The sequence below is a fragment of the Pseudomonas sp. S150 genome (genome assembly GCF_004526365.1).
GTDB classification, from domain to species: Bacteria; Pseudomonadota; Gammaproteobacteria; order Pseudomonadales; family Pseudomonadaceae; genus Aquipseudomonas; species Aquipseudomonas putida_A.
This window is the reverse complement of sequence record NZ_CP038207.1, coordinates 5,211,585-5,236,705: the sequence shown is the minus strand read 5'-3', so window position 1 is coordinate 5,236,705 and position 25,121 is coordinate 5,211,585. Positions and strand designations below refer to the sequence as shown.

Annotated in this window: 15 protein-coding genes; 11 read left to right on the top strand and 4 right to left on the bottom strand. The window is 56.4% G+C overall.

The features are described 5' to 3' along the window. Positions 1 to 86 precede the first annotated feature (86 nt). From E3Z29_RS24235 to E3Z29_RS24220, 4 genes are read left to right on the top strand one after another with little or no spacing between them, the layout of a single operon-like run. Entirely contained in the window at positions 87 to 1,580 is a 1,494-nt protein-coding gene (locus E3Z29_RS24235) for an ATP-binding protein (protein ID WP_167734170.1), read from the top strand. Next, positions 1,580 to 4,453 carry a Z1 domain-containing protein gene (locus E3Z29_RS24230; protein WP_134787132.1) on the top strand — a complete coding sequence of 958 codons (2,874 nt, stop codon included), beginning with the start codon at positions 1,580 to 1,582 and terminating at the stop codon, positions 4,451 to 4,453. The genes E3Z29_RS24235 and E3Z29_RS24230 overlap by 1 nt, the downstream gene beginning before the upstream one ends. Beyond that, a complete protein-coding gene (locus tag E3Z29_RS24225) occupies positions 4,437 to 5,447 on the top strand; it encodes a PD-(D/E)XK motif protein (RefSeq protein WP_134787131.1) in 1,011 nt (336 codons plus the stop codon). Before E3Z29_RS24230 ends, E3Z29_RS24225 begins: the two co-directional genes overlap by 17 nt. Continuing rightward, positions 5,444 to 7,216, top strand: a complete 1,773-nt coding sequence (locus E3Z29_RS24220) for an AIPR family protein (protein ID WP_134787130.1) — start codon at positions 5,444 to 5,446, stop codon at positions 7,214 to 7,216. Before E3Z29_RS24225 ends, E3Z29_RS24220 begins: the two co-directional genes overlap by 4 nt. A 118-nt stretch (positions 7,217 to 7,334) precedes the next feature. On the opposite strand, the gene E3Z29_RS24215 is transcribed toward E3Z29_RS24220, so the two are convergent. The 3 genes from E3Z29_RS24215 to E3Z29_RS24205 form a co-directional block, all read right to left on the bottom strand. Beyond that, positions 7,335 to 8,963, bottom strand: coding sequence for a DNA cytosine methyltransferase (locus E3Z29_RS24215; RefSeq protein ID WP_256662046.1), 1,629 nt, complete (start codon positions 8,961 to 8,963; stop codon positions 7,335 to 7,337). 365 nt (positions 8,964 to 9,328) lie between these two features. Continuing rightward, positions 9,329 to 10,579 carry a ribonucleotide-diphosphate reductase subunit beta gene (locus E3Z29_RS24210; RefSeq protein WP_003227292.1) on the bottom strand — a complete coding sequence of 417 codons (1,251 nt, stop codon included), beginning with the start codon at positions 10,577 to 10,579 and terminating at the stop codon, positions 9,329 to 9,331. A 565-nt stretch (positions 10,580 to 11,144) separates the two neighbouring features. Continuing rightward, the gene (locus E3Z29_RS24205; protein ID WP_027612631.1) at positions 11,145 to 11,405 is read right to left on the bottom strand and encodes a DUF2790 domain-containing protein; all 261 of its coding nucleotides are present in this window, start codon (positions 11,403 to 11,405) and stop codon (positions 11,145 to 11,147) included. A 475-nt stretch (positions 11,406 to 11,880) separates the two neighbouring features. Here E3Z29_RS24205 and acs point away from each other — a divergent pair, with 475 nt between their 5' ends. From acs to argR, 7 genes are all read left to right on the top strand, one after another. Continuing rightward, positions 11,881 to 13,836 carry an acetate--CoA ligase gene (acs, locus tag E3Z29_RS24200; RefSeq protein ID WP_007963105.1) on the top strand — a complete coding sequence of 652 codons (1,956 nt, stop codon included), beginning with the start codon at positions 11,881 to 11,883 and terminating at the stop codon, positions 13,834 to 13,836. 708 nt (positions 13,837 to 14,544) lie between these two features. Next, the gene (locus E3Z29_RS24195; RefSeq protein ID WP_027612633.1) at positions 14,545 to 15,318 is read left to right on the top strand and encodes an ABC transporter substrate-binding protein; all 774 of its coding nucleotides are present in this window, start codon (positions 14,545 to 14,547) and stop codon (positions 15,316 to 15,318) included. 91 nt (positions 15,319 to 15,409) lie between these two features. Continuing rightward, positions 15,410 to 16,099 carry an ABC transporter permease gene (locus tag E3Z29_RS24190; protein WP_003227287.1) on the top strand — a complete coding sequence of 230 codons (690 nt, stop codon included), beginning with the start codon at positions 15,410 to 15,412 and terminating at the stop codon, positions 16,097 to 16,099. After that, the gene (locus tag E3Z29_RS24185) at positions 16,096 to 16,794 is read left to right on the top strand and encodes an ABC transporter permease (RefSeq protein WP_097085837.1); all 699 of its coding nucleotides are present in this window, start codon (positions 16,096 to 16,098) and stop codon (positions 16,792 to 16,794) included. The genes E3Z29_RS24190 and E3Z29_RS24185 overlap by 4 nt, the downstream gene beginning before the upstream one ends. Position 16,795: 1 nt before the next feature. After that, positions 16,796 to 17,908, top strand: a complete 1,113-nt coding sequence (locus E3Z29_RS24180; RefSeq protein WP_134787129.1) for a M14 family metallopeptidase — start codon at positions 16,796 to 16,798, stop codon at positions 17,906 to 17,908. 27 nt (positions 17,909 to 17,935) lie between these two features. Then, complete coding sequence (locus tag E3Z29_RS24175) at positions 17,936 to 18,700, top strand: ABC transporter ATP-binding protein (protein WP_003227281.1); 765 nt, start codon at positions 17,936 to 17,938, stop codon at positions 18,698 to 18,700. A 232-nt stretch (positions 18,701 to 18,932) separates the two neighbouring features. After that, positions 18,933 to 19,925, top strand: coding sequence for a transcriptional regulator ArgR (gene argR / locus E3Z29_RS24165; RefSeq protein ID WP_167734168.1), 993 nt, complete (start codon positions 18,933 to 18,935; stop codon positions 19,923 to 19,925). A gap of 26 nt (positions 19,926 to 19,951) precedes the next feature. On the opposite strand, the gene E3Z29_RS24160 is transcribed toward argR, so the two are convergent. Beyond that, positions 19,952 to 24,997, bottom strand: a complete 5,046-nt coding sequence (locus E3Z29_RS24160; RefSeq protein ID WP_134787127.1) for a dermonecrotic toxin domain-containing protein — start codon at positions 24,995 to 24,997, stop codon at positions 19,952 to 19,954. Positions 24,998 to 25,121 lie beyond the last annotated feature (124 nt).

Here is a 25,121-nt window from a genome sequence, read left to right as displayed (position 1 = left end):
GCTGAACTCGGCTTCACGCACCTTTTTGGAATTGCCTAACTCAAATGAACGAACGTACTAGGTATACCCCACCGCGAGCCGACGCAATGCTTGAAGCCCTACGTGGCCTCGGATATTCGACTGCCTCTGCTTTAGCTGATGTGATTGATAACGGTGTTTCCGCTGGAGCAACGGAAGTTCATGTGGCTTTCGACTGGGATGGTGAAAGAAGTCGAATTTCCATTTTGGATAACGGACGAGGCATGACCGACGCTGAGTTAGAGGTGGCAATGACGCTTGGCGCCAAAAACCCTCTCGATGATCGAGCGGCTAATGATCTTGGGCGTTTCGGGATGGGCCTCAAAACAGCGTCATTTTCTCAGTGCCGCTCTCTCACTGTTGCGTCTAGACCGAAGAGTGGTTCAGTTTCCTGTCTGCGTTGGGATCTCGATGCCATTGCGGCATCAAGGGACGTTGGATGGAGGATATTTGAAGGGGCAGCCCGTGGCTCTGAAGCTTTCGTCGAGCCGCTCAATGCTCTTCATTCCGGGACAATAGTTCTCTGGGAGAAGTTGGACAGAATCGTAACGCTTGGCTATACGCTCAATCACTTTGCCGACTTGGTAGATGATGTTGAGCTACGTTTGGCGATGGTTTTTCATCGTCTGTTAGAAGGAAAAAACCCGGTCATCCGACTTTTCCTCAACGGAAAGATAGTTAGTCCATGGGATCCCTTTATGACAGGGCATCCCTCTAAGCCTTGGCAGTCACCAGTCGCCAAAATTGTCACCGCATCAGGGCTTGTTGAGGCTCAATGCCACGTTCTGCCACATAAAGATCGCCTCTCTGATGATGAGTTCCGTAGGGCGGGTGGGGCAGAAGGATGGACCTCTCAGCAAGGATTTTACGTATATCGAAGCCATCGTTTGCTTTTGGCAGGTGGATGGCTTGGGATTGGACAGGGCCGCGCTTGGAACCGAGAGGAACCTCATCGACTCGCCAGGATCATGTTGGACATTCCTAATACAGCCGATTCCGACTGGAAGATCGACGTCAAAAAATCTACGGCCCGACCTCCTGTATCTGTACGTCCGTGGCTCACGAAATTGGCTGAAGATACGAGGGAAAGAGCCAGAAGAGTCTTCGCTTTTCGAGGCTCGCCAATGCTTGGACTCGGAGGTCTCAAGGTTGAGCACCAAGCGTGGCGTGTAGACAGGCTTAAGGATGGGGTCCGATATCGCATCGACGAGAGGCATCCCGCTGTGGCTGCGGTAATTGAAGCGGTTGGTGGTAATGCTGGTCTTGTTCGGGCCATGTTACGCGTTGTCGAGGAAACGGTGCCTGTACAACGTATATGGCTAGATACAGCTGAAAACAAAGATACCCCAATGACTGGCTTCTCAGGGGAGCCTGAGACGGCCCCCGACGGTGTCAGAACTGTCCTCTTGACGCTATTCAGGGACATGGTCGGGCGGCGTGGAATGAGCGTCGAAATGGCTCTGACTTCGTTGTCTATGACTGAACCTTTTCAGAACTACCCCAATCTCGTCGCGTCTCTTCCGAGTCTCGCGACGATACCCGCCGAAGGGAAAGCAAGTTAATGGAAGAGCAGAATAAGGTATTTCAGCGCGTTGTCAGCGTTACTCAGACATTCTTGGTTGAAGCCTTGGAGAAAGGCTCTGTCACGCCCGCCCTTATCGCCGAGAAAGTTGATTTTGTCGCGACTCACATGGCGCCTGGCGAAAATATCGACCGGAAGGAGGCTGTCGCAGAACTCATTCGTCGATTCAGCCTCTGGATCGGTGGTGCGTCCACGTTGTCAGATAAGACTGGCCACAAAGATTGGCTTAATGCAGCTCGCAGAAGAGACTGGCGTTATTGGCAGCGATATCGCGACTTTCTTGAAAGTAAGATGTCCGTCAAGGCCGTGGACGCTTTGGATGAGGCGACCAACAAAATTCTTGAACTGCTTGAAGACCCTCTTCGCGAGGAGGGGTGGGATAGGCGCGGACTCGTGGTTGGACATGTCCAATCCGGTAAAACTGGCAATTACACAGGGCTTATATGCAAGGCGGCCGATGCCGGCTACAAGATCATCATTGTGCTTGCTGGTCTCCACAATAATCTGCGTTCCCAGACCCAGATTCGCTTAGAAGAAGGCTTCCTTGGCTACGAGACCTCGGCGAAGAATGATGTCGTCCGTTACATCGGAGTGGGAGAGAACGGGCGTGACGCCGAGATTCGCCCCAACTGTGCAACAAACCGCTCGGACAACGGTGACTTCAATACCAAGGTCGCGAAACACTTAGCCATTTCTCCGGAACAGAGACCATGGCTATTCGTAGTCAAAAAAAATAAGATCGTATTGGATCGCTTACTTAAATGGATTCGCAATCATGTTGCGGACTCTAAGGACGCTGAAGGCCGTCCGCTAGTCTCAGGCTTTCCGTTGCTCCTCATTGACGATGAGGCCGATCATGCCTCGGTCGACACCGGGGACCAAGTGATAGGCAAGGATGGGGCCGTGGACGACGAATACCAACCGAAGGCCATCAATAGCCGTATCCGAAAAATCCTTCACTCTTTCTCCCGAAAAGCCTATGTGGGATACACCGCCACGCCGTTCGCTAATATCTTCATTGACCGGCGCAAGGCAACTAAGGAGGAGGGGCCGGATTTATTCCCTCAGTCTTTCATCATTAATATTTCTGCACCTTCAAACTACGTCGGTCCGGCTCGTGTTTTTGGGCTTCGGGCGACAGAGGGTAGGGCCGGCGGTTTACCGCTTACTCGTGAAGTTGATGACCAGGCGGACGAGACAGGGGAAGGAGGCTGGATGCCGCCTCGGCACGACAAAAATCACGTGCCCTTGTACAAGGGGCTCGACGAGGTGCCACCGTCGCTAAGAGAGGCTGTTTCGTCCTTTGTTCTGGTGTGTGCAGTCCGCCTCCTGCGTGGACAGGGGCGCAGACACTGTTCAATGTTAATTCATGTTACTCGCTACACCGCAGTACAGGAGGAGGTGCGCCGGCAAGTTGAGGAACTAGTGAAAAACTATAGACAGCGGGTTGAGCGTGGCTTTGAAAAAAACAAATTGATGGTGGAATGGAAAAGGCTCTGGGAGTCTGATTTCGTTCCAACGTCGGCTGCTGTAGCGACTGCCATGGAGGAGGCAAGTGGAGAATTCGACCTTCCCCGTTGGGAAGAAGTTGAGGCAGTCCTAGCGGATGTGTTGGGTGATTTGGCAAGCAGCGTCAGAGCAATCAACGGTTCGGCAGGGGACGTCCTTGATTACGCTGAGCGTGAGGAAACCGGACTGAAGGTCATCGCGGTCGGAGGTGACAAGCTCGCACGAGGACTTACCCTTGAGGGGCTTTGTGTTAGCTATTTCGTGAGAACCACGAAGATGTACGACACCCTTATGCAGATGGGGCGCTGGTTTGGATATCGTCCAGGATATCTGGATCTCTGTCGCCTCTACACCAGTTCTGATTTAGTCGAGTGGTTTGGGCACATCACAGATGCTGCGGAGGAACTTCGTCAAGAGTTCGACACCATGGCCAAGGTACATGCCACACCCGAAAATTACGGTATGAAGGTTCAGTCACACCCTGTTCTCATGGTTACCTCACCGATCAAGATGCGAAGTGCCAAGAGTCTGCAAGTTTCCTTTTGTGGATCTGTTCTGGAGACAGTGGCTTTCCATCGCGACTCATCTGTCATTAAGAGAAATCTCGCCGTCATGGAGAGGCTACTCGACGCTGCTGGGACTCCTGCAGAGAACGGAGAATTTGTTAGACAGCGGGGTGAGGCTTGTCAGGAGTGGAAGGGATTTCTCTGGGATAACATCCCCGCCGAGCATGTTATCGAGTTCTTCTCCGGGTATTTGACTCATCCTGCTGCGAGAAAGGTTAACAGCGCCGTGCTGGCTGACTTCGTCAAGGTGATGGCAGCAAAAGGTGAGCTCACCTCTTGGACCATCGCTCTGATAGGAGGAGGTGAGGGAGCCAGTAGCATTTTCTGCGGAAAACATGTGCTCGGAAACATGATCACTCGAAACCAAAATCCCGCTTCCAAAGGAGAGCACTACTCAATCGGGCGTCTTTTGTCGCCCAGAGATGAATCGATCGATCTCGACGAGGATGCTTGGATGGCGGCCTTGAGTCTCACCGTCGAAGACAGAATGAAGGACCCTGCGCGAGGAACAGAGGAGACAAGCAAGGACTCGCCCAAAGCCCCAAGCGGGGTCTTCGTACGACAAGTTCGAGGATTGGGCGCGAAAGGAATACCTGGTCATCCCGAGCGAGGTCTTTTGCTTTTGTACCCAATTGACCCGAAAAGCGCTGGACTCCCAGATGATGGTCTTCCCATAACCGCCTTTGGGGTCAGTTTCCCTGCTAGCTGTTCGGCAACCACTGTCAAGTACGAAGTAGATCACTTGCTATGGGAGACTGAATATGCCCCGGTCTATTGAGGAGTTCGTAACAGCTTGGGACGCTCTTTCGGGGGAGTGCGGGCAGGAGGGGGGGTGGCTTGGTATTGTGGTGACTTCCGTTGGCGCATGTGAACTCATGGCGGCTCGGCGTTTCCCAGGAAACGAGGAAGCTCTTCTTGCTCGCTTTCCCACGGCCCGGCTAGGTGCCGCCGAGCGGCTACCTGAGGGCAGGGGTTTTGAAGTTGTAAGGGCGGATCCTCGCCGCGATGGCAAGACTTGGATAGCTCTCTCACGCAAAGAGTCAGGCAGCCCCGAGTTGTTTTCAGAGATGGTCGGTGACGTTGTGGGTGCTATGGACGCCTCTGTTGGAGAGGGCGAGGCAGCGGTACAGCGGACGATGCTACGCAGGGTTCGCATGTGGCAACAGTTCATGTCCCGTGGGGCTACTCCTCTCAGTCCTGAGGCGGAGCTTGGTCTAGTGGGCGAACTCACCATTATGGCCATTCTTATGGACTCAGGCGTTTCAACTGAGGAAGTACTCAGGGGATGGGTGGGGCCTGACGACGCTTTACAAGACTTCCTGTTGGGTGACGGAGCGCTAGAGGTGAAGGCGACGATGTCCTCATCTGGCTTTCCAGTAAAGATAACGTCCCTTGAGCAGTTGGACGATTCGGTGGCGTCACCACTCTTTCTGGCTGCGGTTCGGTTTGCGTGTGAGGAAGGCGGGCTCACCCTTCCTGAAATGATTGGGGAAGTAGAGAAACGTCTTGGTGAAGAGCCTGGAGCGGTAAATTACCTTAGAGATAAGTTGATTGTTGCCGGATACGCCGAAACCCAATCGAGGCATTACACCCGAAGATTCGAATCAAAAGAAATTCGAATTCTCTCCGTGTCCGAAGGCTTTCCGCGGTTGACTCCGGGAACGGTTCCCGTCGGAGTTACGCGAGCCCTTTACGAAATCAATCTAGACCACGTTGGTGACTACCTAATGGACCTCGACACGGCGCTCAATTTGTTAGGAGTAAATGGATGACCCTTGATGATTTTTTCGCAGAGACAAGGGGCGAGATAGCAGCCCAGATGTCTGATGGCGCTCCTTTTGGCGAACTGGTTTTTTCCGATGTGGTGATGCAACACCTTGCTGACGCGGGTATGACATTCGACCCAGTTGTGTGCCACTTTCAAGGGAAAATCGCCAATGCGAATTTGCGTTTGAGTGGTTATGCCATGTCTGAAGACGCCGATCAGCTTGATCTTTTTGTAAGTCTGTACGAAGGCTTTGAAAGTCTAAGTCCTATTCCCGATCAAGATATTAAGACGGCCGCGGCGCAATGTGTTCGATTCTTGGATCTTTGTGCAGAAGGACGTATTGCCGAAAAACTTGATCCGTCGAGTGATGTTCATTCTCTGGCTTTAACAATCCGAGAAATTTATGACGGGCTTGAACAGGTGCGTGTTTATATCCTTACAGATGGTGTAGCTAAGTCGAAAAGCTTTCAATCTCGGAATGTGGGCGGAAAACTAGTAAAGCTTGAAGTCATGGATATTGAGCGACTTTTTCGCCATCGTTCCGAAGGTAAGCCACGCGATGAACTTGTCGTTGACTTCACCGATGTGTCAGGTTCTCCTCTGCCCTGTGTTTTCGTACCAGGCGAAACAGGGGATTATGACTACGCACTAACCGCAATTCCAGGTGAGGCGCTTCGATTCGTTTATGAAAAATTTGGACCTCGCCTGCTTGAGGCCAATGTGCGCTCATTTCTAAGTGTGAAGGCGAAGGGGGTGAATGCTGGGCTTCAGAGTACTTTACGGAATGCGCCAGAAAGATTCATGGCCTATAACAATGGGATAGTGTTAGTTGCTGATGAGATGTTGTTGGATCGCGCTGCCGATGGGTCGCCTGGTATAGCTTGGTTGCGAGGCATGCAAATCGTTAATGGCGGGCAAACTACGGCTTCAATTTTTTTCGCCAAGAAAAAGTATGCGGATACTGATTTGAGCAAAGTTCGTGTCCCCGCAAAAATCATTGTTATGAAAGAGCAAGATCCTGCGAAAGAGGAAGCTCTTGTATCTGATATCTCGCGTTATGCCAATAGTCAAAATGCTGTTCGACAATCTGATCTATCTGCTAATAAGCCTTTTCATGTCGATATCGAGCGATTGTCACTTTCTGTCTATTGCCCTGATGGCATAGGTCGATGGTTCTATGAGAGAGCTGCAGGCAGTTATAACACTCTTCTTGCTCGTGACGGTACGAGTCCAGCCAAACTTCGAGCTCTGAAAGAGTCTGTGCCTCCCTCTAGAAAGATCACAAAAACTGAATTGGCGAAGTACGCTGTCGCATGGGGTGGAAATGCGGATGTTGTCAGTCTTGGTGCACAAAAGTGCTTTGACCGTTTCATGGCCGGCATGGCTGATATGGAAGCTAAAGGGACCGCTTTTACTCCAGATGTTGTTTATTACAAGGACGTTGTTTCGAAAGCGTTACTGTTCAAAGCAGTACATAAAACAGCGCGACCATTGGTGCCTGCATTTCTCGCGAACGTTGCAGCTTATACAGTTGCAGTAATTTCTCAGACTTATGGCGAAGCCTTTAACCTAGAACGTATCTGGAATAAGCAGGGTATTTCTCCCCAACTTGTTAAGCAGATTGAAATCTGGGCCAGAGAGGTCAATGATCGACTTCATGTGACAGCAAAAGGCAAAATGATCTCTGAATGGGCAAAACGTCCCGAATGCCGAGACGCTATGTTTTCCCAGCCTTTTTCTTCTCCGTCAGCGGATATTCCTGAGGCGCTCTGACATTGCAGGCCTTTTGTAGGACAAGTTCCAGAAGGTGAGTCAGTCGGGTATGCGGTGGAGGGGGCGGGTTAAATACCTGCCCCACGAAACCAAAACATCGAAAAACCGAAAGGTTTGATCAATTGCCTACTGATGTTTGGCGGCTTTTCCCTGCGCGATAGGAGTCAATGATCGCTGAGACAACTGCTGCGATTTTTCTAGCAAGGAGTGGCGGAACCGCGTTTCCTATCTGTGTGTACTGTTCCGTTCTATTTCCTTCAAAGAAGTAATTATCAGGGAATGTTTGCAATCGAGCTGCCTCTCGAACAGTCAAGCTACGACACTGACTGGCATCAGGATGTATGTAGTAATGGCCATCTTTGGCAATGTGGGCGACGACAGTGGTAGAAGGGCCATTCTCTAATTGAACCCTGAAGCGATCACTGAACGGGACGGATTCAGAGGAAACGTTTTCATGGGCAGGTAGGAACTGCTCAGGAAACTGATGTATTTTTGGGGAGATGCCATTCAACTTCGCAAATGACGCTGCGTAGATATATCTATGCAGGTCAGAGCGCATATGACTCCTGGCCTCATGTTGTAGAACCCCTCCCAATCTAGGGTCGAGAAACCATTCGCGCTGCTTGGCATTCATGTCTGGAGACACTTTCCAAGGTATGAATCGACTGCCGCTAGTTTTCAGCCTTTGTGCCTCATCAGCCGCTTTTTTTACGGCATCTATCAAATCCCCCCGCCCGGCCTCATAGGGGCGTAATAGCATAGAGCTTGCTTCATTCAAAGTTGAGAGCCATGCCTCGATAGAGTCTCCACCCCTTGAAATTTTGCTCCGTATTGGGGGGAGGCCCGATAAAGCCTGTTGAACGGTGAAAACCTTTTGGCTGGTTTCCATTACAAGTGTTTGCGGGCGCTCCAACAAGGCAGGGCAGCTTGAGGCAACGTCAGAGCGAACTCCGAGCAAGATAACTCTATGTCGAGCCTGCGGAAGTCCATGACGTTCTGCTTGAATGACAAAATCGTGTGGGTCTAGTTTTTCTACGTCTTTAGGAACCACTAAAGAACGAATGTTGTAAGAAAGGTTTTCAGTAGGAGTCGATAGATCATCAAGGATTTGTTGGAATATGTGCGAGCCACTGTGTTTTGAAGAAAGTATGCCCTTCACGTTTTCCATAACGAAAATAGTCGGTTTGAATTCGCGAATAATCCGCAGATATTCTTTGTAGAGAAAATGCTTCTCGTCGCTCTCAAACTTTTCTTGGCTTTCTCTCGTTCGACGTGCACGACCTGCTACTGAATATGCTTGGCACGGCGGGCCACCTATAAGCACCCATTCATCTACACCCTCCAAGGCCTCTTTGATCCAATTGTCGACCTCTTCGGGAGATTTTTTACCAAGCTCTGCGAGCTTGGCTTCTTGCGCTGCTTCCCTTGCTTCTACCGGTACATCCGGATGATTGAAAAGCTCATCACGAGTAATTTCGCCACGGATGTATTGGTAGTATGCGTCTGGCGCTTCGCCCTTCGGAAAGCTGCGAAACAGTGCGCGGAGCGATAAGGTCCTGTGAGCGATGGGGTCTTTTTCGATCGAAACGCGAAGCTGAAACTTACGTACTCCCTTCTCAGCGCCGCCGATTGAAGAGAATCCCTCACCAAGTCCCCCAGGGCCCGCAAAGAGGTCGATGACCGGTATAGATTCCTTGTATTTCATTGATTTAGTAGATGCGCCTAAGAAGAAAGTAAAAAAGCGCATTGCAGCGCTCAGAAGAGATGCGGCGTTAGATAGACACGCCCTAAGTGCGATAAATGGTAACGGTTCACTTGATGTCGGGCAAGAAATGAACCTTGGCAGAGGCAGTGAGTTTACTAAACGAAGGAGCTCGTTAAAGCTGCCAATCCATTTATTTTTTGCTGAGCCCTCAAATATCAAGCTTTCGCAAAATTAATAGGTTTCCAGGAACCGTCAGTGCGGAAACTGCTGAAAGTGTTGTAGGATTTTTGGTAGTCAAGCTGAGGAAGTGAGTGTTTCTATTCCCAACAAAAAAGCCCCAATTGAATTGGGGCTTTTTTGTTTTTCAGTTTTGGTATCGATCTGTCAAGTCGCGGTTAATTCAGGAATCAATCCCAGCTCAACGCACCACCAGTTTGATATTCGATCACGCGCGTCTCAAAGAAATTCTTCTCTTTCTTCAAGTCCATAATCTCGCTCATCCAAGGGAACGGGTTCGTAGTCCCTGGATATTCCTCTTTCAAACCAATCTGGCTCAAACGACGGTTAGCGATGAACTTCAGGTAGTCCTCCATCATCGCCGCGTTCATGCCCAGTACGCCGCGAGGCATGGTGTCCCGGGCGTATTCGATTTCCAGCTGCGTACCCTGCAGGATCATCTGGGTCGCTTCTTCCTTCATTTCGGCGTCCCACAGGTGTGGGTTTTCGATTTTGATCTGGTTGATCACGTCGATGCCGAAGTTCAGGTGCATGGATTCGTCGCGCAGGATGTACTGGAACTGCTCGGCGACGCCGGTCATTTTGTTGCGGCGGCCCATGGAGAGGATTTGGGTGAAGCCGCAGTAGAAGAAGATGCCTTCCAGAACGCAGTAGTAGGCGATCAGGTTGCGCAGCAGTTCTTTGTCGGTGTCCGGGGTGCCGGTTTCGAACTTCGGATCGGAGATCGAGCGGGTGTACTTCAGGCCCCAGGCTGCCTTTTTCGCGACCGATGGGATCTCGTGGTACATGTTGAAGATCTCGCCTTCATCCATGGCCAGCGATTCGATGCAGTACTGGTAGGCGTGGGTGTGGATCGCCTCTTCGAAGGCCTGGCGCAGGATGTACTGGCGGCATTCCGGGTTGGTGATCAGGCGGTACACGGCCAGGACCAGGTTGTTGGCAACCAGGGAGTCGGCGGTGGAGAAGAAGCCGAGGTTGCGCATCACGATGCGGCGCTCGTCGTCGGTCAGGCCTTCCGGGTTTTTCCAGAGGGCGATGTCGGCGGTCATGTTGACTTCTTGCGGCATCCAGTGGTTTGCGCAGCCGTCCAGGTACTTCTGCCAGGCCCAGTCGTACTTGAAGGGTACGAGTTGGTTGAGGTCGGCGCGGCAGTTGATCATGCGCTTTTCGTCAACGGCGACACGGGCGGAGGCGCCTTCGAGTTCGGCGAGGCCTTCGGCGACGTCGAGGGAATCCAGTGCGGCCTTGGCGCGGGCCACGGCGGCCGAGTCGTCGGCGGTCACGGCGCGGGCTTCCAGCGCTGCTGCACCGCCGGCGCTGTCGAGGCGGTCCATGTTGGCTTCAGTAGCGTGGCCGGCGTTGGCGCCTTTCACGGTTGCTACTTCACTGTCTTCTTTGTCGAATTCGTCCCAGCTCAGCATGACGTGTCGTCTCCTGCGTGAGGGCCTGTCGCCCCGTGTGAAACCTGATTGGTTGGTTTTTCACACGGTCGTACAGACCGCGTTGGATCTTAAGGAATCGTTTTTTGCGGCAGCCAAGGCAGGCAATAAAACAGAATTTTGTACGGGTTTCCGAGAGCCTCTGACGGGCGCAGATCAGCGTTGACGCTGCTGCGGGGCTTCAGAATGGCTTTTGCTCCCTGTAAGGGAATATTGCTGACCCGATTAGGGCGGCATTATAGGGAAAAAAACACGGGCGTGGGGGAGGGCGAAACACCGCAGGGCGTTCGATTGGCCGGGTGATTTCGATCGGAGCGAGGGTTTACAGGGCTTTCGCTGGGATTGGCCGGCGAGAATTTTTTTTCATTAATTTTTTTGCGAGGCTTCGGTTGCTCAAGAAATGAGCAAAAAACCGGGTTTTTCACTATATCTTGTGTTTTGCAACCCTTTTGAGCGACTCCAGACACAACTGAGCCCGACCGAAGCCGGGCTGGAATCGACCCTCAAATGAGGCGCTGAACGGTCCGATTCGGTGCAGTCTCAATCATCAATTGGTGCAGCCGTTGCCCATGACGCTGTAACGCAGGATGTGGCGCTGACCCTTGGAGTCGTCGTACTCCATTTTGGCCGGTACCACTTCGCAGACATTCGGCACTTCGCTCATCGATACAACTTTGGCGATGTCCAGGTGAGTGGAGTAAGTGTATTCCTCTATCACCGGTTGTTGCTGTGCGACATCAGTCGGGACCTCGTCTGCCATGGCGGTTGCGCACAGACTGCTGAGGGCCAGAACCAATAAAGCTTTCATTTCAGATTTACCTTTTTGAGGTCGAGTGGGGTCACGCAACCTTTTTAGGGTTGCGTGTGGAACTTCATCATTTGCAGTTATTACTTGAGAGCTGGATTAACGGCCTTCGTGGGGGCTGTAACGTTGTTAATCGCGTTTGCCTTGTCGGCGAGGTGGATTTTAGGGAGGTGGGGTGGGGGTAAACAGGTGGGGTTTTGATAAACACTTTTCGCGGTTTTGGTAACAATCGGTCGTCAGGGTGGGGAAGAGCGTTTTCTGGCGATGCAATTTGTCTGGGGAACCGAGTTGTCTGGATCGCTTGCAGGCAAGCTCCTACAAGGGGTTTGGGGTGTTTGGGGGTAGTGCGTCGGGCTTGCTGTCTGGGTATCGCCATGTTTTGTAGGGGCTTGTTACTACCATCGTCGAATGGTTCTATGGGCCCGGCCCGGCTACAACGGGGTCATACAAAAACAACTATTCCACCGAGGTAAGAAAGATGAGTGCGGCTTCTCTGTATCCCGTTCGTCCCGAGGTTCTGGCCAATACGCTGACTGACGAGGCGACCTACAAAGCCATGTACCAGCAGTCGGTCGTCAACCCTGACGGTTTCTGGCGCGAGCAAGCCAAGCGCCTCGACTGGATCAAGCCTTTCACCACGGTGAAGCAGACTTCCTTCGACGATCACCATGTCGACATCAAATGGTTCGCCGACGGCACCCTGAACGTTTCCTACAACTGCCTCGACCGTCACCTGGCCGAGCGCGGCGATCAAGTCGCGATCATCTGGGAAGGCGACGATCCTTCCGAAAGCCGCAACATCACCTACCGCGAATTGCACGAGCAAGTGTGCAAGCTGGCCAACGCCCTGCGTGGTCAGGACGTACACCGCGGCGACGTGGTGACTATCTATATGCCGATGATCCCCGAAGCCGTGGTCGCCATGCTGGCCTGCACCCGGATCGGCGCGATTCATTCGGTGGTGTTCGGTGGTTTCTCGCCGGAAGCGCTGGCGGGGCGGATCATCGACTGCAAATCGAAAGTGGTGATCACCGCTGACGAAGGCATCCGTGCCGGCAAGAAGATCTCGCTGAAAGCCAACGTCGACGACGCGCTGACCAACCCGGAAACCAGCAGCATCCAGAAAGTCATCGTGTGCAAGCGCACCGGTGGCGACATCAAGTGGAACCAGCATCGCGACATCTGGTACGAAGACCTGATGAAAGTGGCGGGCACCGTCTGCGCGCCAAAAGAGATGGGCGCCGAAGAAGCGCTGTTCATCCTTTATACCTCCGGCTCGACCGGCAAGCCGAAGGGCGTGCAGCACACCACCGGCGGTTATCTGCTGTATGCGGCGATGACCCACGAGCGCGTCTTCGACTACCGTCCGGGCGAAATCTACTGGTGCACCGCCGACGTCGGCTGGGTCACCGGCCACAGCTACATCGTCTACGGCCCGCTGGCCAATGGCGCGACCACGCTGCTGTTCGAAGGCGTGCCGAACTACCCGGACATCACCCGGGTGGCGAAGATCGTCGACAAGCACAAGGTCAACATCCTCTACACCGCGCCGACCGCGATCCGCGCGATGATGGCGTCCGGCACCGCTGCCGTTGAGGGCGCGGATGGCAGCAGCCTGCGTCTGCTCGGTTCGGTGGGCGAGCCGATCAACCCGGAAGCCTGGGACTGGTACTACAAGAATGTCGGCAAGTCCCGTTGCCCGATCGTCGATACCTGGTGGCAGACCGAAACCGGCGGCAACATGATGAGCCCGCTGCCGGGGGCGCATGCGCTGAAGCCGGGTTCGGCGGCACGTCCGTTCTTCGGTGTGGTGCCGGCGCTGGTCGACAACCTCGGCAACATCATCGAGGGCGAGGCCGAGGGCAATCTGGTGATTCTCGATTCGTGGCCGGGTCAGGCGCGCACGTTGTATGGCGATCACGACCGCTTCGTCGACACCTACTTCAAGACCTTCCGGGGCATGTACTTCACCGGTGACGGTGCGCGGCGTGATGCCGATGGTTACTACTGGATCACCGGGCGTGTCGACGACGTGCTCAACGTCTCCGGCCACCGCATGGGCACCGCCGAGATCGAAAGCGCGATGGTCGCCCACCCGAAAGTCGCCGAAGCGGCTGTGGTTGGTGTGCCGCACGACATCAAGGGGCAGGGCATTTATGTCTACGTCACCCTGAAAAATGGCGAAGAGCCGAGCGAGCAACTGCGTCTGGAACTGAAGAACTGGGTGCGCAAAGAGATCGGCCCGATTGCTTCGCCGGACGTGATCCAGTGGGCGCCGGGGCTGCCGAAGACCCGTTCGGGCAAGATCATGCGGCGGATTCTGCGCAAGATTGCTACGGCTGAGTACGATGGGTTGGGGGATATCTCGACCCTGGCGGATCCTGGTGTGGTGCAACATTTGATTGATACGCACAAGACGATGAATGTGGCTTAAGCCTGTCTGATGCATTGAAAAGCCCTGTCCGGTGATGCCGGGTGGGGCTTTTTTGTGTCTGGTGGGTTTGTGGTGGTTTTGCTGGCCTCATCGCGAGCAGGCTCACTCCTACAGTTGATTGGAGCGCGATCACTGTAGGAGTGAGCCTGCTCGCGATAGCCATCTGTCAGACACCGGTGTACTTCGCTGTCGGAATGAAAACCCACCCAACCAATAATTATCGATTTCCTGCGTAAGCCCCTTCCCGCTGTTACCCATCCCCGTCCGAGTAACCAAATGTGTAACCGCCCGCCCCGCCGCGGGGCGAAGGGAAACGCAATGCCCCGTTTTAGAGCCTTAAACCCCCCGGTGAAAAATAAGACACAACGCTGCGCTTGCCGGATTAGAAGGGTTTGCGAATAATAGGCCCGCAATTTGCAGCATAGATCGGTTCACTGTCTTTCGCTCTTGCATGAATTTGCAAGGCTGTCAATGCGCCCAGGCGGGTTTCTCTGTGCATCTGTAATTAGTTGTCGCATTGAAGAAATATCGGCTTCGGGCCTGTCGTTAGAATGCCGATCACTCGCTCATCGTGGCTGACGTTGAAACCCCCGAGGGTTTCAATGGGAAATTTCCCACCGATGCTGCGCCGCTTTCCCGATTCACCCATTCGCATATTGGGCTGTCGCTCACTCTGCCGTTTTTGCCCTTTACCGATGGAGTCCCAAGATGAAGAAACTTGTGCTGCTTGGCGCCCTGGCACTGTCCGTGCTGTCGCTGAATTCCTTCGCTGATGAAAAACCTCTGAAGATCGGTATCGAAGCGGCTTACCCTCCGTTCGCTTCCAAAGCGCCGGATGGCAGCATCGTTGGTTTCGACTACGACATCGGCAATGCCTTGTGTGAAGAAATGAAGGTCAAGTGCCAGTGGGTCGAGCAAGAGTTCGACGGTCTGATCCCGGCACTGAAAGTGCGCAAGATCGACGCGATCCTGTCGTCGATGTCGATCACCGAAGACCGCAAGAAATCCGTGGACTTCACCAACAAGTACTACAACACCCCGGCTCGTCTGGTCATGAAGCAAGGCACCGTTGTCAGCGACAACCTGTCTGAGCTCAAAGGCAAGAACATCGGTGTGCAACGTGGTTCGATTCACGAGCGTTTCGCCCGCGAAGTCCTGGCCCCGCTGGGTGCCGAGATCAAGCCATACGGTTCGCAGAACGAAATCTACCTCGACGTGGCCGCCGGTCGCCTCGACGGTACCGTGGCTGATGCCACCCTGCTGCAGGACGGCTTCCTGAACACTGATTCCGGCAAAGGCTTCGCCTTCGTCGGCCCGCAGTTCACCGACGTCAAATACTTCGGCGACGGCGTAGGCATCGCGGTGCGCAAGGGCGACGCGCTGAAAGACAAGATCAACGCGGCCATCGCGGCCATCCGTGAAAACGGTAAATACAAAGCCATCCAGGACAAATACTTCGCCTTCGATATCTACGGCAAGTAACACGTCTCTGCGACAAGTCAGAAATGGCGCAAGCAACAGGATCTCTGCGGTTTGCGCCATTTTTTCATCCCAACTTTCGAGGACCTGAATCATGTTGAAAGGCTACGGGGCTGTCATCCTCGATGGCGCATGGCTGACGCTTCAGCTCGCCTTGTCGTCCATGGCCCTGGCCATCGTTCTCGGGCTGATCGGGGTCGCGTTGCGCCTGTCGCCGATTCGTTGGCTGGCGTGGCTGGGCGATCTGTATTCCACGGTGATCCGCGGGATTCCCGACCTGGTGCTGATCCTGCTGATCTTCTACGGCGGTCAGGACTTGCTCAACCGTGTTGCGCCGATGCTCGGCTATGACGACTACATCGACCTGAATCCGCTGGCCGCCGGTATCGGCACCCTCGGTTTCATCTTCGGTGCGTACCTTTCGGAAACCTTCCGCGGCGCGTTCATGGCGATCCCAAAAGGCCAGGCCGAAGCGGGCATGGCCTACGGCATGAGTAGTTTTCAGGTGTTTTTCCGGGTGATGGTGCCGCAGATGATTCGCCTGGCGATTCCTGGCTTCACCAACAACTGGCTGGTGCTGACCAAAGCCACCGCGCTGATTTCGGTGGTCGGTCTGCAAGACATGATGTTCAAGGCCAAGCAGGCGGCAGATGCCACCCGCGAGCCTTTCACCTTCTTCCTCGCAGTGGCGGCGATGTACCTGGTGATCACCAGTGTCTCGTTGCTGGCGCTGCGTCACCTTGAGAAGCGCTACTCGGTAGGCGTAAGGGCGGCTGATCTATGATCTTCGACTACAACGTCATTTGGGAGGCCATGCCGCTGTACCTCGGCGGCCTGCTGACCACCCTCAAACTGCTCGCGCTGTCGCTGTTGTTCGGTCTGTTGGCGGCACTGCCGCTGGGCCTGATGCGCGTCTCGAAGAACCCGATCGTCAACGGCGCCGCGTGGCTCTACACCTACGTGATCCGCGGCACGCCGATGCTGGTGCAACTGTTCCTGATCTACTACGGCCTGGCGCAGTTCGAAGCAGTACGTGAAAGCTTCTTGTGGCCGTGGCTGTCCAGCGCGACGTTCTGTGCGTGCCTGGCGTTCGCGATCAACACCAGCGCCTACACCGCCGAGATCATCGCCGGCAGCCTCAAGGCCACGCCGAACGGCGAGATTGAAGCCGCCAAGGCCATGGGCATGTCGCGCTTCAAACTGTACAAGCGCATTCTGTTGCCATCGGCTCTGCGCCGGGCACTGCCGCAGTACAGCAACGAAGTGATCATGATGCTGCAGACCACCAGTCTGGCGTCCATCGTGACCCTGATTGACATCACCGGCGCGGCCCGTACCGTCAACGCGCAGTACTACCTGCCGTTCGAGGCGTACATCACCGCCGGCGTGTTCTACCTGTGCCTGACCTTCATTCTGGTGCGCCTGTTCAAGCTGGCCGAGCGTCGCTGGCTGAGCTATCTGGCCCCACGGAAGCACTGATATGGAACGCATCGACCACGTATTGCCGTGGAGCCATCTGGGCAGCGAGCGCAAGATCTCGGTCTTCCGCTTCGGCAGCGGTGAGCGCAAGGCTTACATCCAAGCCAGCCTGCACGCTGACGAACTGCCGGGCATGCGCACCGCCTGGGAGCTGAAAAAACGCCTCGGCGAACTCGAAGCCCAAGGTCTGCTCAACGGTGTGATCGAGCTGGTGCCGGTCGCCAACCCGCTGGGCCTCGGCCAGTTGCTGCAAGGCAATCATCAGGGGCGTTTCGAGGCGGGCAGCGGCAAGAATTTCAACCGCGATTTCGTCGAGCTGAGCGCGCCGGTGGCGGCGACGCTGGCCGAGCGTCTTGGTGACGATCCGCACGCCAACATTCGGCTGATCCGTCAGGCCATGGCGGATCATCTGGCGGCATTGCCCGAGGCAGGCAGCCAGTTGCAAGGCATGCAGCGCGTTTTGCTCAGCCACGCCTGCACTGCCGATGTGGTGCTTGACTTGCACTGCGACGCCGAAGCCGCGCTGCACATGTATGCACTGCCGCAGCACTGGCCGCAGTGGCGCTCCCTGGCCGCACATCTGAATGTGAAGGTCGGTTTGCTGGCGGAAGATTCCGGCGGCAGCTCCTTCGATGAAGCGTGCTCGTTGCCATGGTTGCGTCTGTCGCGGCAGTTTCCGGACGCGCAGATCCCACTGGCGTGCCTGGCGACCACCGTCGAGCTCGGCGGTCAGGCCAATACCGACCGCGCTGATGCGGTGGCCTGGGCCGAAGGCATTCTGGCGTTCCTTGCCGAGCAGGGCCTGATCACGGGCGAGTGGCCGAAACCGGCCAACGAAGCGTGCGAAGGCATGCCGTTCGAAGGCACTGAATTACTGTTGGCGCCGCACCCCGGCGTGGTGAGTTTTCTGCGTAAACCCGGCGAGTGGGTTGAAGCCGGGGATGAGATTTTCGAAGTGATCGACCCTGTGTCCGATCGGGTCAGCACGGTGTGTGCTGGTACGTCCGGGGTGCTGTTTGCCATTGAACGGCTGCGCTATGCCCAACCCGGTTTCTGGCTGGCCAAGGTGGCGGGGCGCGAAGCGCTGCGTCACGGGCGCTTGCTCAACGACTGACTGACTGTTTTTGTGAGAACCGACCGCATGTACAAACTTGAAGTCCAAGACCTGCATAAACGCTATGGCAGTCACGAAGTGCTCAAGGGCGTGTCCCTGAAAGCGGCAGCCGGCGATGTGATCAGCATCATCGGCTCCAGTGGCTCCGGCAAAAGTACTTTCCTGCGCTGCATCAACCTGCTCGAGCAGCCGCACGCGGGCAAGATCCTGCTCAACAACGAAGAGTTGAAACTGGTAGCGAACAAGGACGGCGCGCTGAAAGCCGCTGATCCGAAACAGCTGCAACGCATGCGTTCGCGCCTGTCGATGGTGTTCCAGCATTTCAACCTGTGGTCGCACATGACCGCGCTGGAAAACATCATGGAAGCGCCGGTCCACGTACTGGGCGTGTCCAAGGCTGAAGCCCGCGAGAAAGCCGAGCACTACCTGAACAAGGTTGGCGTGGCCCATCGCAAAGACGCGTTCCCTGGGCACATGTCCGGTGGCGAGCAGCAGCGTGTGGCGATTGCCCGTGCGCTGGCGATGGAGCCGGAAGTGATGCTGTTCGACGAACCGACTTCGGCCCTCGACCCGGAACTGGTCGGCGACGTGCTCAAAGTCATGCAGGCCCTCGCTCAGGAAGGCCGCACCATGGTCGTGGTCACGCACGAAATGGGCTTCGCCCGTGAAGTGTCGAACCAGTTGGTGTTCCTGCACAAAGGTGTCGTGGAAGAGAGCGGCAACCCGCGCGAAGTGCTGGTCAATCCGCAATCCGAGCGCTTGCAGCAATTCCTCTCAGGTAGCCTCAAGTAATCGCTGCCGTTATGCACCAGATTAGGTCATGCTTCGCGACCTGAAGACTGGCTCGGTCCCCCTGTGGGAGCGGGCTTGCTCGCGAAAACGGTCGATCAGTCAACATCATTGCTGCCTGAACCACCGCCTTCGCGAGCAAGCCCGCTCCCACAATGGACCTGCGACAGCTTCGATTACGGGCTAGCATTGGCCCATGCCTTCATCACCGTTCTTCGTTTCGGATTGCCCGCCCATGACTGCCCATCGAATTGGTTTCCTGATTTGGCCCAGCACTAAAGCTTTGACGCTGGCGCTGGCGGAGGAGGCCTTGCGTGTTGCTCAGCGGGTGCATCCGGAGGTGGTTTACGAATTGTCGTTCCTCCAGGCCGAAACCGTGACAGACGTTGCGGCCGAGGGGGCGTGGCAACTGCCGGGCGAGGCGTGGACCGGCAAGCTGGAAAACTTCCAGAAACTCTTTTTGCTCGCCGACGAGCCGCCTGCCACGCTGGCCCCGGCCCTCAGCAGCGCACTCAAGCAACTGGTGCGGGCCGGTTGCGTGATCGGTGGTCTGTCTGCCGGTGTCTATCCGTTGGCGCAGCTCGGTCTGCTCGACGGTTATCGCGCGGCTGTGCACTGGCGCTGGCAGGACGATTTCGCCGAGCGCTTCCCGAAAGTCATCGCCACCAGTCACCTGTTCGACTGGGATCGTGATCGCCTGACCGCGTGTGGCGGCATGTCGGTACTCGACCTGCTGCTGGCGGTGCTGGCCCGTGATCATGGGGCAGAACTGGCCGGTGCGGTGTCCGAAGAACTGGTGGTCGAGCGCATCCGCGAGGGCGGTGAACGCCAGCGCATTCCACTGCAGAACCGCCTCGGTTCCAGCCATCCGAAGCTCACCCAGGCGGTGTTGCTGATGGAAGCTAACATTGAAGAGCCGCTGACCACCGACGAAATCGCCCAGCACGTGTGCGTGTCCCGTCGACAGCTGGAGCGGATCTTCAAGCAATACCTCAACCGCGTGCCGAGCCAGTACTACTTGGAACTGCGCCTGAACAAGGCCCGGCAGATGTTGATGCAAACCAGCAAGTCGATCATCCAGATCGGCCTGTCCTGCGGTTTCTCCTCGGGGCCGCATTTCTCCAGCGCCTATCGCAACTTCTTCGGCGCCACGCCGCGCGAAGATCGCAACCAGCGGCGCAGCAGCAGTCCGTTCGAACTGTCGTCAGTGCCGCCGGAGCGCGGTTGACGCACCCCGGCAGAACCCGCTGAGCGTCACTCATCGACCCCCGAATCTTCAGACGTGGACACCTCCATTTCCGCCCGTTCGATGACGGCTTCCACGCCAAAATCGATGCGGTGCTTTCTGAAGTAGGCGATCAGCCGTTGCAGGCTCAGCTCAGAGAGCGGATTGCTCCGCAGGCTGAATTTGTCCGCACGCTCTTCTGGCAACTCCAGGATATCGCTGGGAACCTGGGTGATCGCGTTGTCGCTCAGGTCGGCGATTTCCAGGTGTTCGAGTTGCAGCAAGCCCGGCGGCAGGCTGGTGATGCCGCTGTTGTCCAGCATCAGCGTTTGCAGATTAGTCATCTGGCTGACATCCGGCGTCTCGCCCAACGGGTTGTCACTCAAGTCCAGGTGATCGAGGCGCTCCATTTGCGCAAGCTCAAGGGCGTTTTGCGGCGTGAGCGTCAGCTCGCAGTGTGAAAGCGACAAATAGGTCAGCTTGGCCATGCGAAACACCGCCGGCGGAATGTGTTCAAGCCGATATTGATAAATCGTCAGTCCTCTGAGGCTGGCAAACGTCTCGACAAACCTGTCGATTCCAAACGTCTGACCCGGCAGGCTTCTGAGGTACAGATGCGTGACATGGCTGAAATCGGCATTGAGTACGGGCAAGTCGCCGCGGATGATCGTCGCCAGGTTCAAGTCATGCAGTGGCTGGAGGTTCTGATCCGGTTCGTCTTGCTCGGTTTCCCGGCGCCAGCACTGTTCAATGAGCGATTTGAATTCGTGACGTGCGGCGTGCTCATTCAGCACTTGCTCAATCGTGAAGGGCTCGCCACTGATCGGGTGCAGGGCCGGGTGGTCGGTCGCCCAGTGGGCGAGGTTGCTACTCAAGTCGCTGTATTCACGCTCGAGTCGTGCAAGTTCGATTCGACCCTCGGCCAGGGTGCCGGGTAGCAGATAGAAAAATTCACTGGCCTGTTCCAGATCCATGTGTGTGTACAGCGCCTGTACGCGCAGCAGATCAGCCTGTTCGGCCATTACGCCGAAGTCCTGGCGGGTGTCGTTGAAGTGGCGTTTGATGCGCTCCCGGTCTGCGCTGGCAATCGGATTGCCACTCAGATCGAAGCCTTCCGGAACATTGTTGGGCAGCTCGAAAAGGGCGGGAGACAACGACCGGATCTGGTTGTCGTTGAGCAGCGCAGTGCGCAATAGCGGGCGCGTGAGCAGGCCGGGTGGCAGTTCGGAAATGCCGGTCTCCGACACATCGATGTAATTGAGTCGGGGCATTTTTTCGACGTTGGGGGTGAGTCCGAGCGGGTTCCTGAACAGGTCAAGGGTTCTCAGTTGAGTCAACGCCGCCAGTGTGGTTTGGCTCTCGGCTGTCAGGGTGATGCTGCAGTCGCTGAGAATCAGCTCGCGCAGTTGTGGCGAACGGCTGATCGACTCCGGTAGGTTGCCCAGCTGGAAATTGCGCAGCGCCAGGCGACGCAAGCCGGAGAAGCAGTTTAGAAAACTGTGTATACCCTGAGTGCTGCCGATCCCCTCGATGGTCAGGTAGTCCACGTGACTGAAGTTCACCTCAAGTTGTGGCAGCTCTCCGATGATTGACTGTGACAGGCGCAGATCGATGGTCTGCTCGGTGTTCTCCGGCAAGGAAACCTGCTGCTTCCAGCAGTCCAGGATGTCGACCCGCATCTGCCGTCGGCGATGACGCTGGATCGCATATTGCTCGGTGGTGAGGCGGATGCCGGACTGCGGATGAACGAGGGGAATACCCTCAGTCCACGGACTCAGCACCGCGTCGAGGCGGTTGCGTTCGGCGATCAGACGGCTCAGCTCCGCTCGCGGGCCGTTCGGATGGCGTTGCAGGCGCTCGACGAATACATTGAGTTCCTCGGGCAGCAAGTGCGGCAGTAGCCAGTGGGCATGGGCGTGCAGCGTCGGCGTATTGGTCGGCATGCGCCGATAGCCACTGGTACCGCCACGCAGGCGCATCACGGTGGGGTCGTAAGCGGGTTTGCGAATCGGATTTTGCGACAGCAGGTTCAGCAACGCTTGACGGTCGAGCGCGTGGTCACGAATCAGCTGCTTGAGCTGCAGGTCTTGCGTGATATGGATGTTCAGCGCCGAACGTTCTGGGTCGGGCAGGGCATGCAGCAGGCTTGAATACAGTGAACCCGGCGCGCTGAGTGACTCACCGGTAGCGTCGAACGGCTGATAGTCGCCCTGTTCGGTCAGTACCAGCACCTTGCGAATGAGCGCGTCCTGCGCGCCGAGGCTGTGGATCAGTTGCCCGCTATGGCTGTAGTGCCTGAGCTCCATTCGTATCGACGGCGACCAGCCCGGCAAGCGTGGCAGCGAGTGGAGGGCCAGCCGATCCGTATCCAGATTATTGATTGTCGCTTGCAGCTCCAGCCCTTCAAAGGCTCGGGTTGCGCGCACTTGCAGACCCGTTTCCTGGGTCAGAGCGACCAGTCTTGCGGAGAGTGTTCCACGCTGTAATTGCAGGTATTCAGCATCACTTGCCGTTTCCAGTATCGATTGCGCCAACGCCTTCGGCAGGCCGGGTTCGGCATCCATCAGTACCTGTACCAGCGGGCTGGCGCCGCGCTGCAATTGACGATATCGATCCTCGAACAGGCTTTGGCGTTTGCGCTGTGCCAGCTCGGCGACGCTGCGCCGCAGGCTAGTTGCGCGGGCCTCGGCCGAGGGTGCGGGCGTATGCAGGGCTTCGCTCAATAGCCGCCTTCGTTGCGATTCTGTCAGGCGTTGCAGACAGGTCTTGAGCAGGTCGCCATCGTCCAGTCGTGAGCCCTCGATTTGTATGAAGGACACGTCGGCGACGGGGCTGCGCCACAGGGTTCTGCCCTGACGATCGATCAGTTGCAGGCCTCGGTCAACAGGCCAGTCGCCGTTGTCGAAAAGCAGTTGCAGTTGGGTGGCCGGGTCGGCCTTGAGGTAATCCTCGGCATTCGAGCTGCCAATCTGCTCGATGAACAATTGAATGTCCTGATCGATCTGCCAGCGCTGCAGCGTGTCACTGAGTAAGGGTGGCAATTGATCGCGCTCGACGTGCATCTGGCGCAGGGTGTTTTCCTCGCAGCCACTGATATTCAGCAGGCGCTCCCGCAGAGCGGCGGGAAGGCGCTGCATCTGCGCACTGCTGCGGCTCAGCACGGTGGCGCGATCCCAAGCCAGTGGCTGGTCAATTTCGGTTTGCCAGGCGCCTGCGGTGTTGTGCCTGAGTGCGGGTTTGTAAGCCTCGGGGCGAGTCGGATGGTCGATGCGATGGGCGCCCGTTTCGGGGTCAAGGCTGACGGCATACAACTTGTCTTCCAGGGCCAGCAGGCTCTTGCCCAGGTGGGTTTGCAGGCCCAGTGCATCGGTTCTGGCGTCTTTGGGCAGCGTGCCAGACCACTCGTAAGGGCGCAGGTCGGGTTTCCAGTAGCGGGTCTTGCCATTGGCCGTTTTCACCGGAATGAAGCGGTCGATGAACTGGACGACATCGGCAGGCAACAGCGCGCGAAACTCGCTGACGGCGATAGCGCCGCCGGCGGCGAAAGTGCCGACCTGCACCATGGACTCCACGACGCCGATCAAATGCGCGAACGCTTCGCGGGGTTGTCCTTCGGCCCAGTCGACGATGCTTTCGAACGTCTCGTCGAGCAGTTGGTAGGCCGTGTAGGCAAGCATCAGCTCGCCGAGAAATGGCACGAATGGCAAGGCGACAAACGCGACGAGGTTGATCAACGACTGTGCGATGTCCGTGAAGGAATCCCAGAGTGCCCAGCGCGCCTTGCGATCGACCATGGCCGTCGAGACGGCGATGACGCGGGCATCGTTGAGCATCTTGTCGAGCTTGCGCTGGTAGAGGTAAACCCACAGCTCACCCCGGATCGGGGTCGCGACGATCTGCATAAAAGGCCGCACGGCCGGATGCTCGCGCCAGGTGGGGCGTGGATCGCCGGCCGGTACGGGTTGCCAGGTGACGGGGCTGAGCAAGGCCCGCAACTGACCGAAGAAAGCGCCGCGCTCGGCGTGGTCGATAAAACGGCTGAAGAACACCTGATAGTCCGGATCGCGCAGGCGTTGCGCCAGCTCCTCAGCGAAGGCAGCGGAACTGGCGTATTCCTTGACTGGGTGTTGTGGGTCATCGGGAATGTAAGCCACGACTCGCGCTGCTGCGTGTGCAGCTTCAAGATTCGGCGCGAACAGCACGATGCCGGTCAGGCGGACTTTCATCATCGTCAGCACATGGCAATGCCAGGCCTGACGATTGAGGCGCAAATGCTGCAAGCCATCGAGCAGCCCGAGGATCAGGCGATGGACATCGGCCCCCAGCAGCTTTTGCATGTAGGCCATTTGCAGGGCGGCGACCAGGGCGGCTTTGTCACTCGTGCAAACCTGTGGTTGCAGCACGGCTGCGACCAGCGGATTGCTGACGCCCAAATTGTCTTGCAGATAAGTGTTATAGCGGCGGCCGATATCCAGCTCGCGACACAGGCGGGTGAAGGCAGGGATCGGCATCGCCTTGAGGATGTTCGGCAATACGCTGAACTGGCCGTCAGGTGAGGGCTGACTGACATAACCCGAGGCGGACTCAAAGGCGTCAGCGCTGGTCTCGCTGCTTTCAAAATTGTGCAGCGCGGCGTCCAGCAGCGAGACAGTCCAGGTGCGTGCGGCGCCGGATTTGATGCGCAGCCACGGAACATGGTCGGGCAGGTACAGGCGCAGGAAGGTCTGCCTGACATCCAGTTTGAGGCCAAAACGGTTTTCTATCTCGGCGCGCAGCAGCGGTTCGGCGAACGCTTTGGCATCCTGCAGCCGGGCAAGGCTTCGTTCGACGCGGTTGTGTGCGGTCCAGTGCGCGGCATTAAGCGCGCGCAGTTTTGCATGCTCGGTGCGTGATGCCTGTTTGAGGTTGGCGGGCAGCAGCGGACTGGCCCGTTTCAATGCCGTGCGCTTGTGTGCCGCAGCCTGAATCAGCCATGTCGGGATGGCCTGGAGCAGCGGTTGATAGTGTGCGTCCTGCCGGGGTAGCAGCAGTGGGGCGGGCAGTGTCGCGGGGGCGGGTGTGGTTTCTTGAATCATGGGGTGAGGCCGTTTGCCTGGAGAAAGGTCCCTAGCAAACACCGGCCGTTGATTCGATGTGCGGTACATATATACCGCACGCCACAAAACTCTCTTGATTAAGATCCCCGGTACGTCTGCGCAA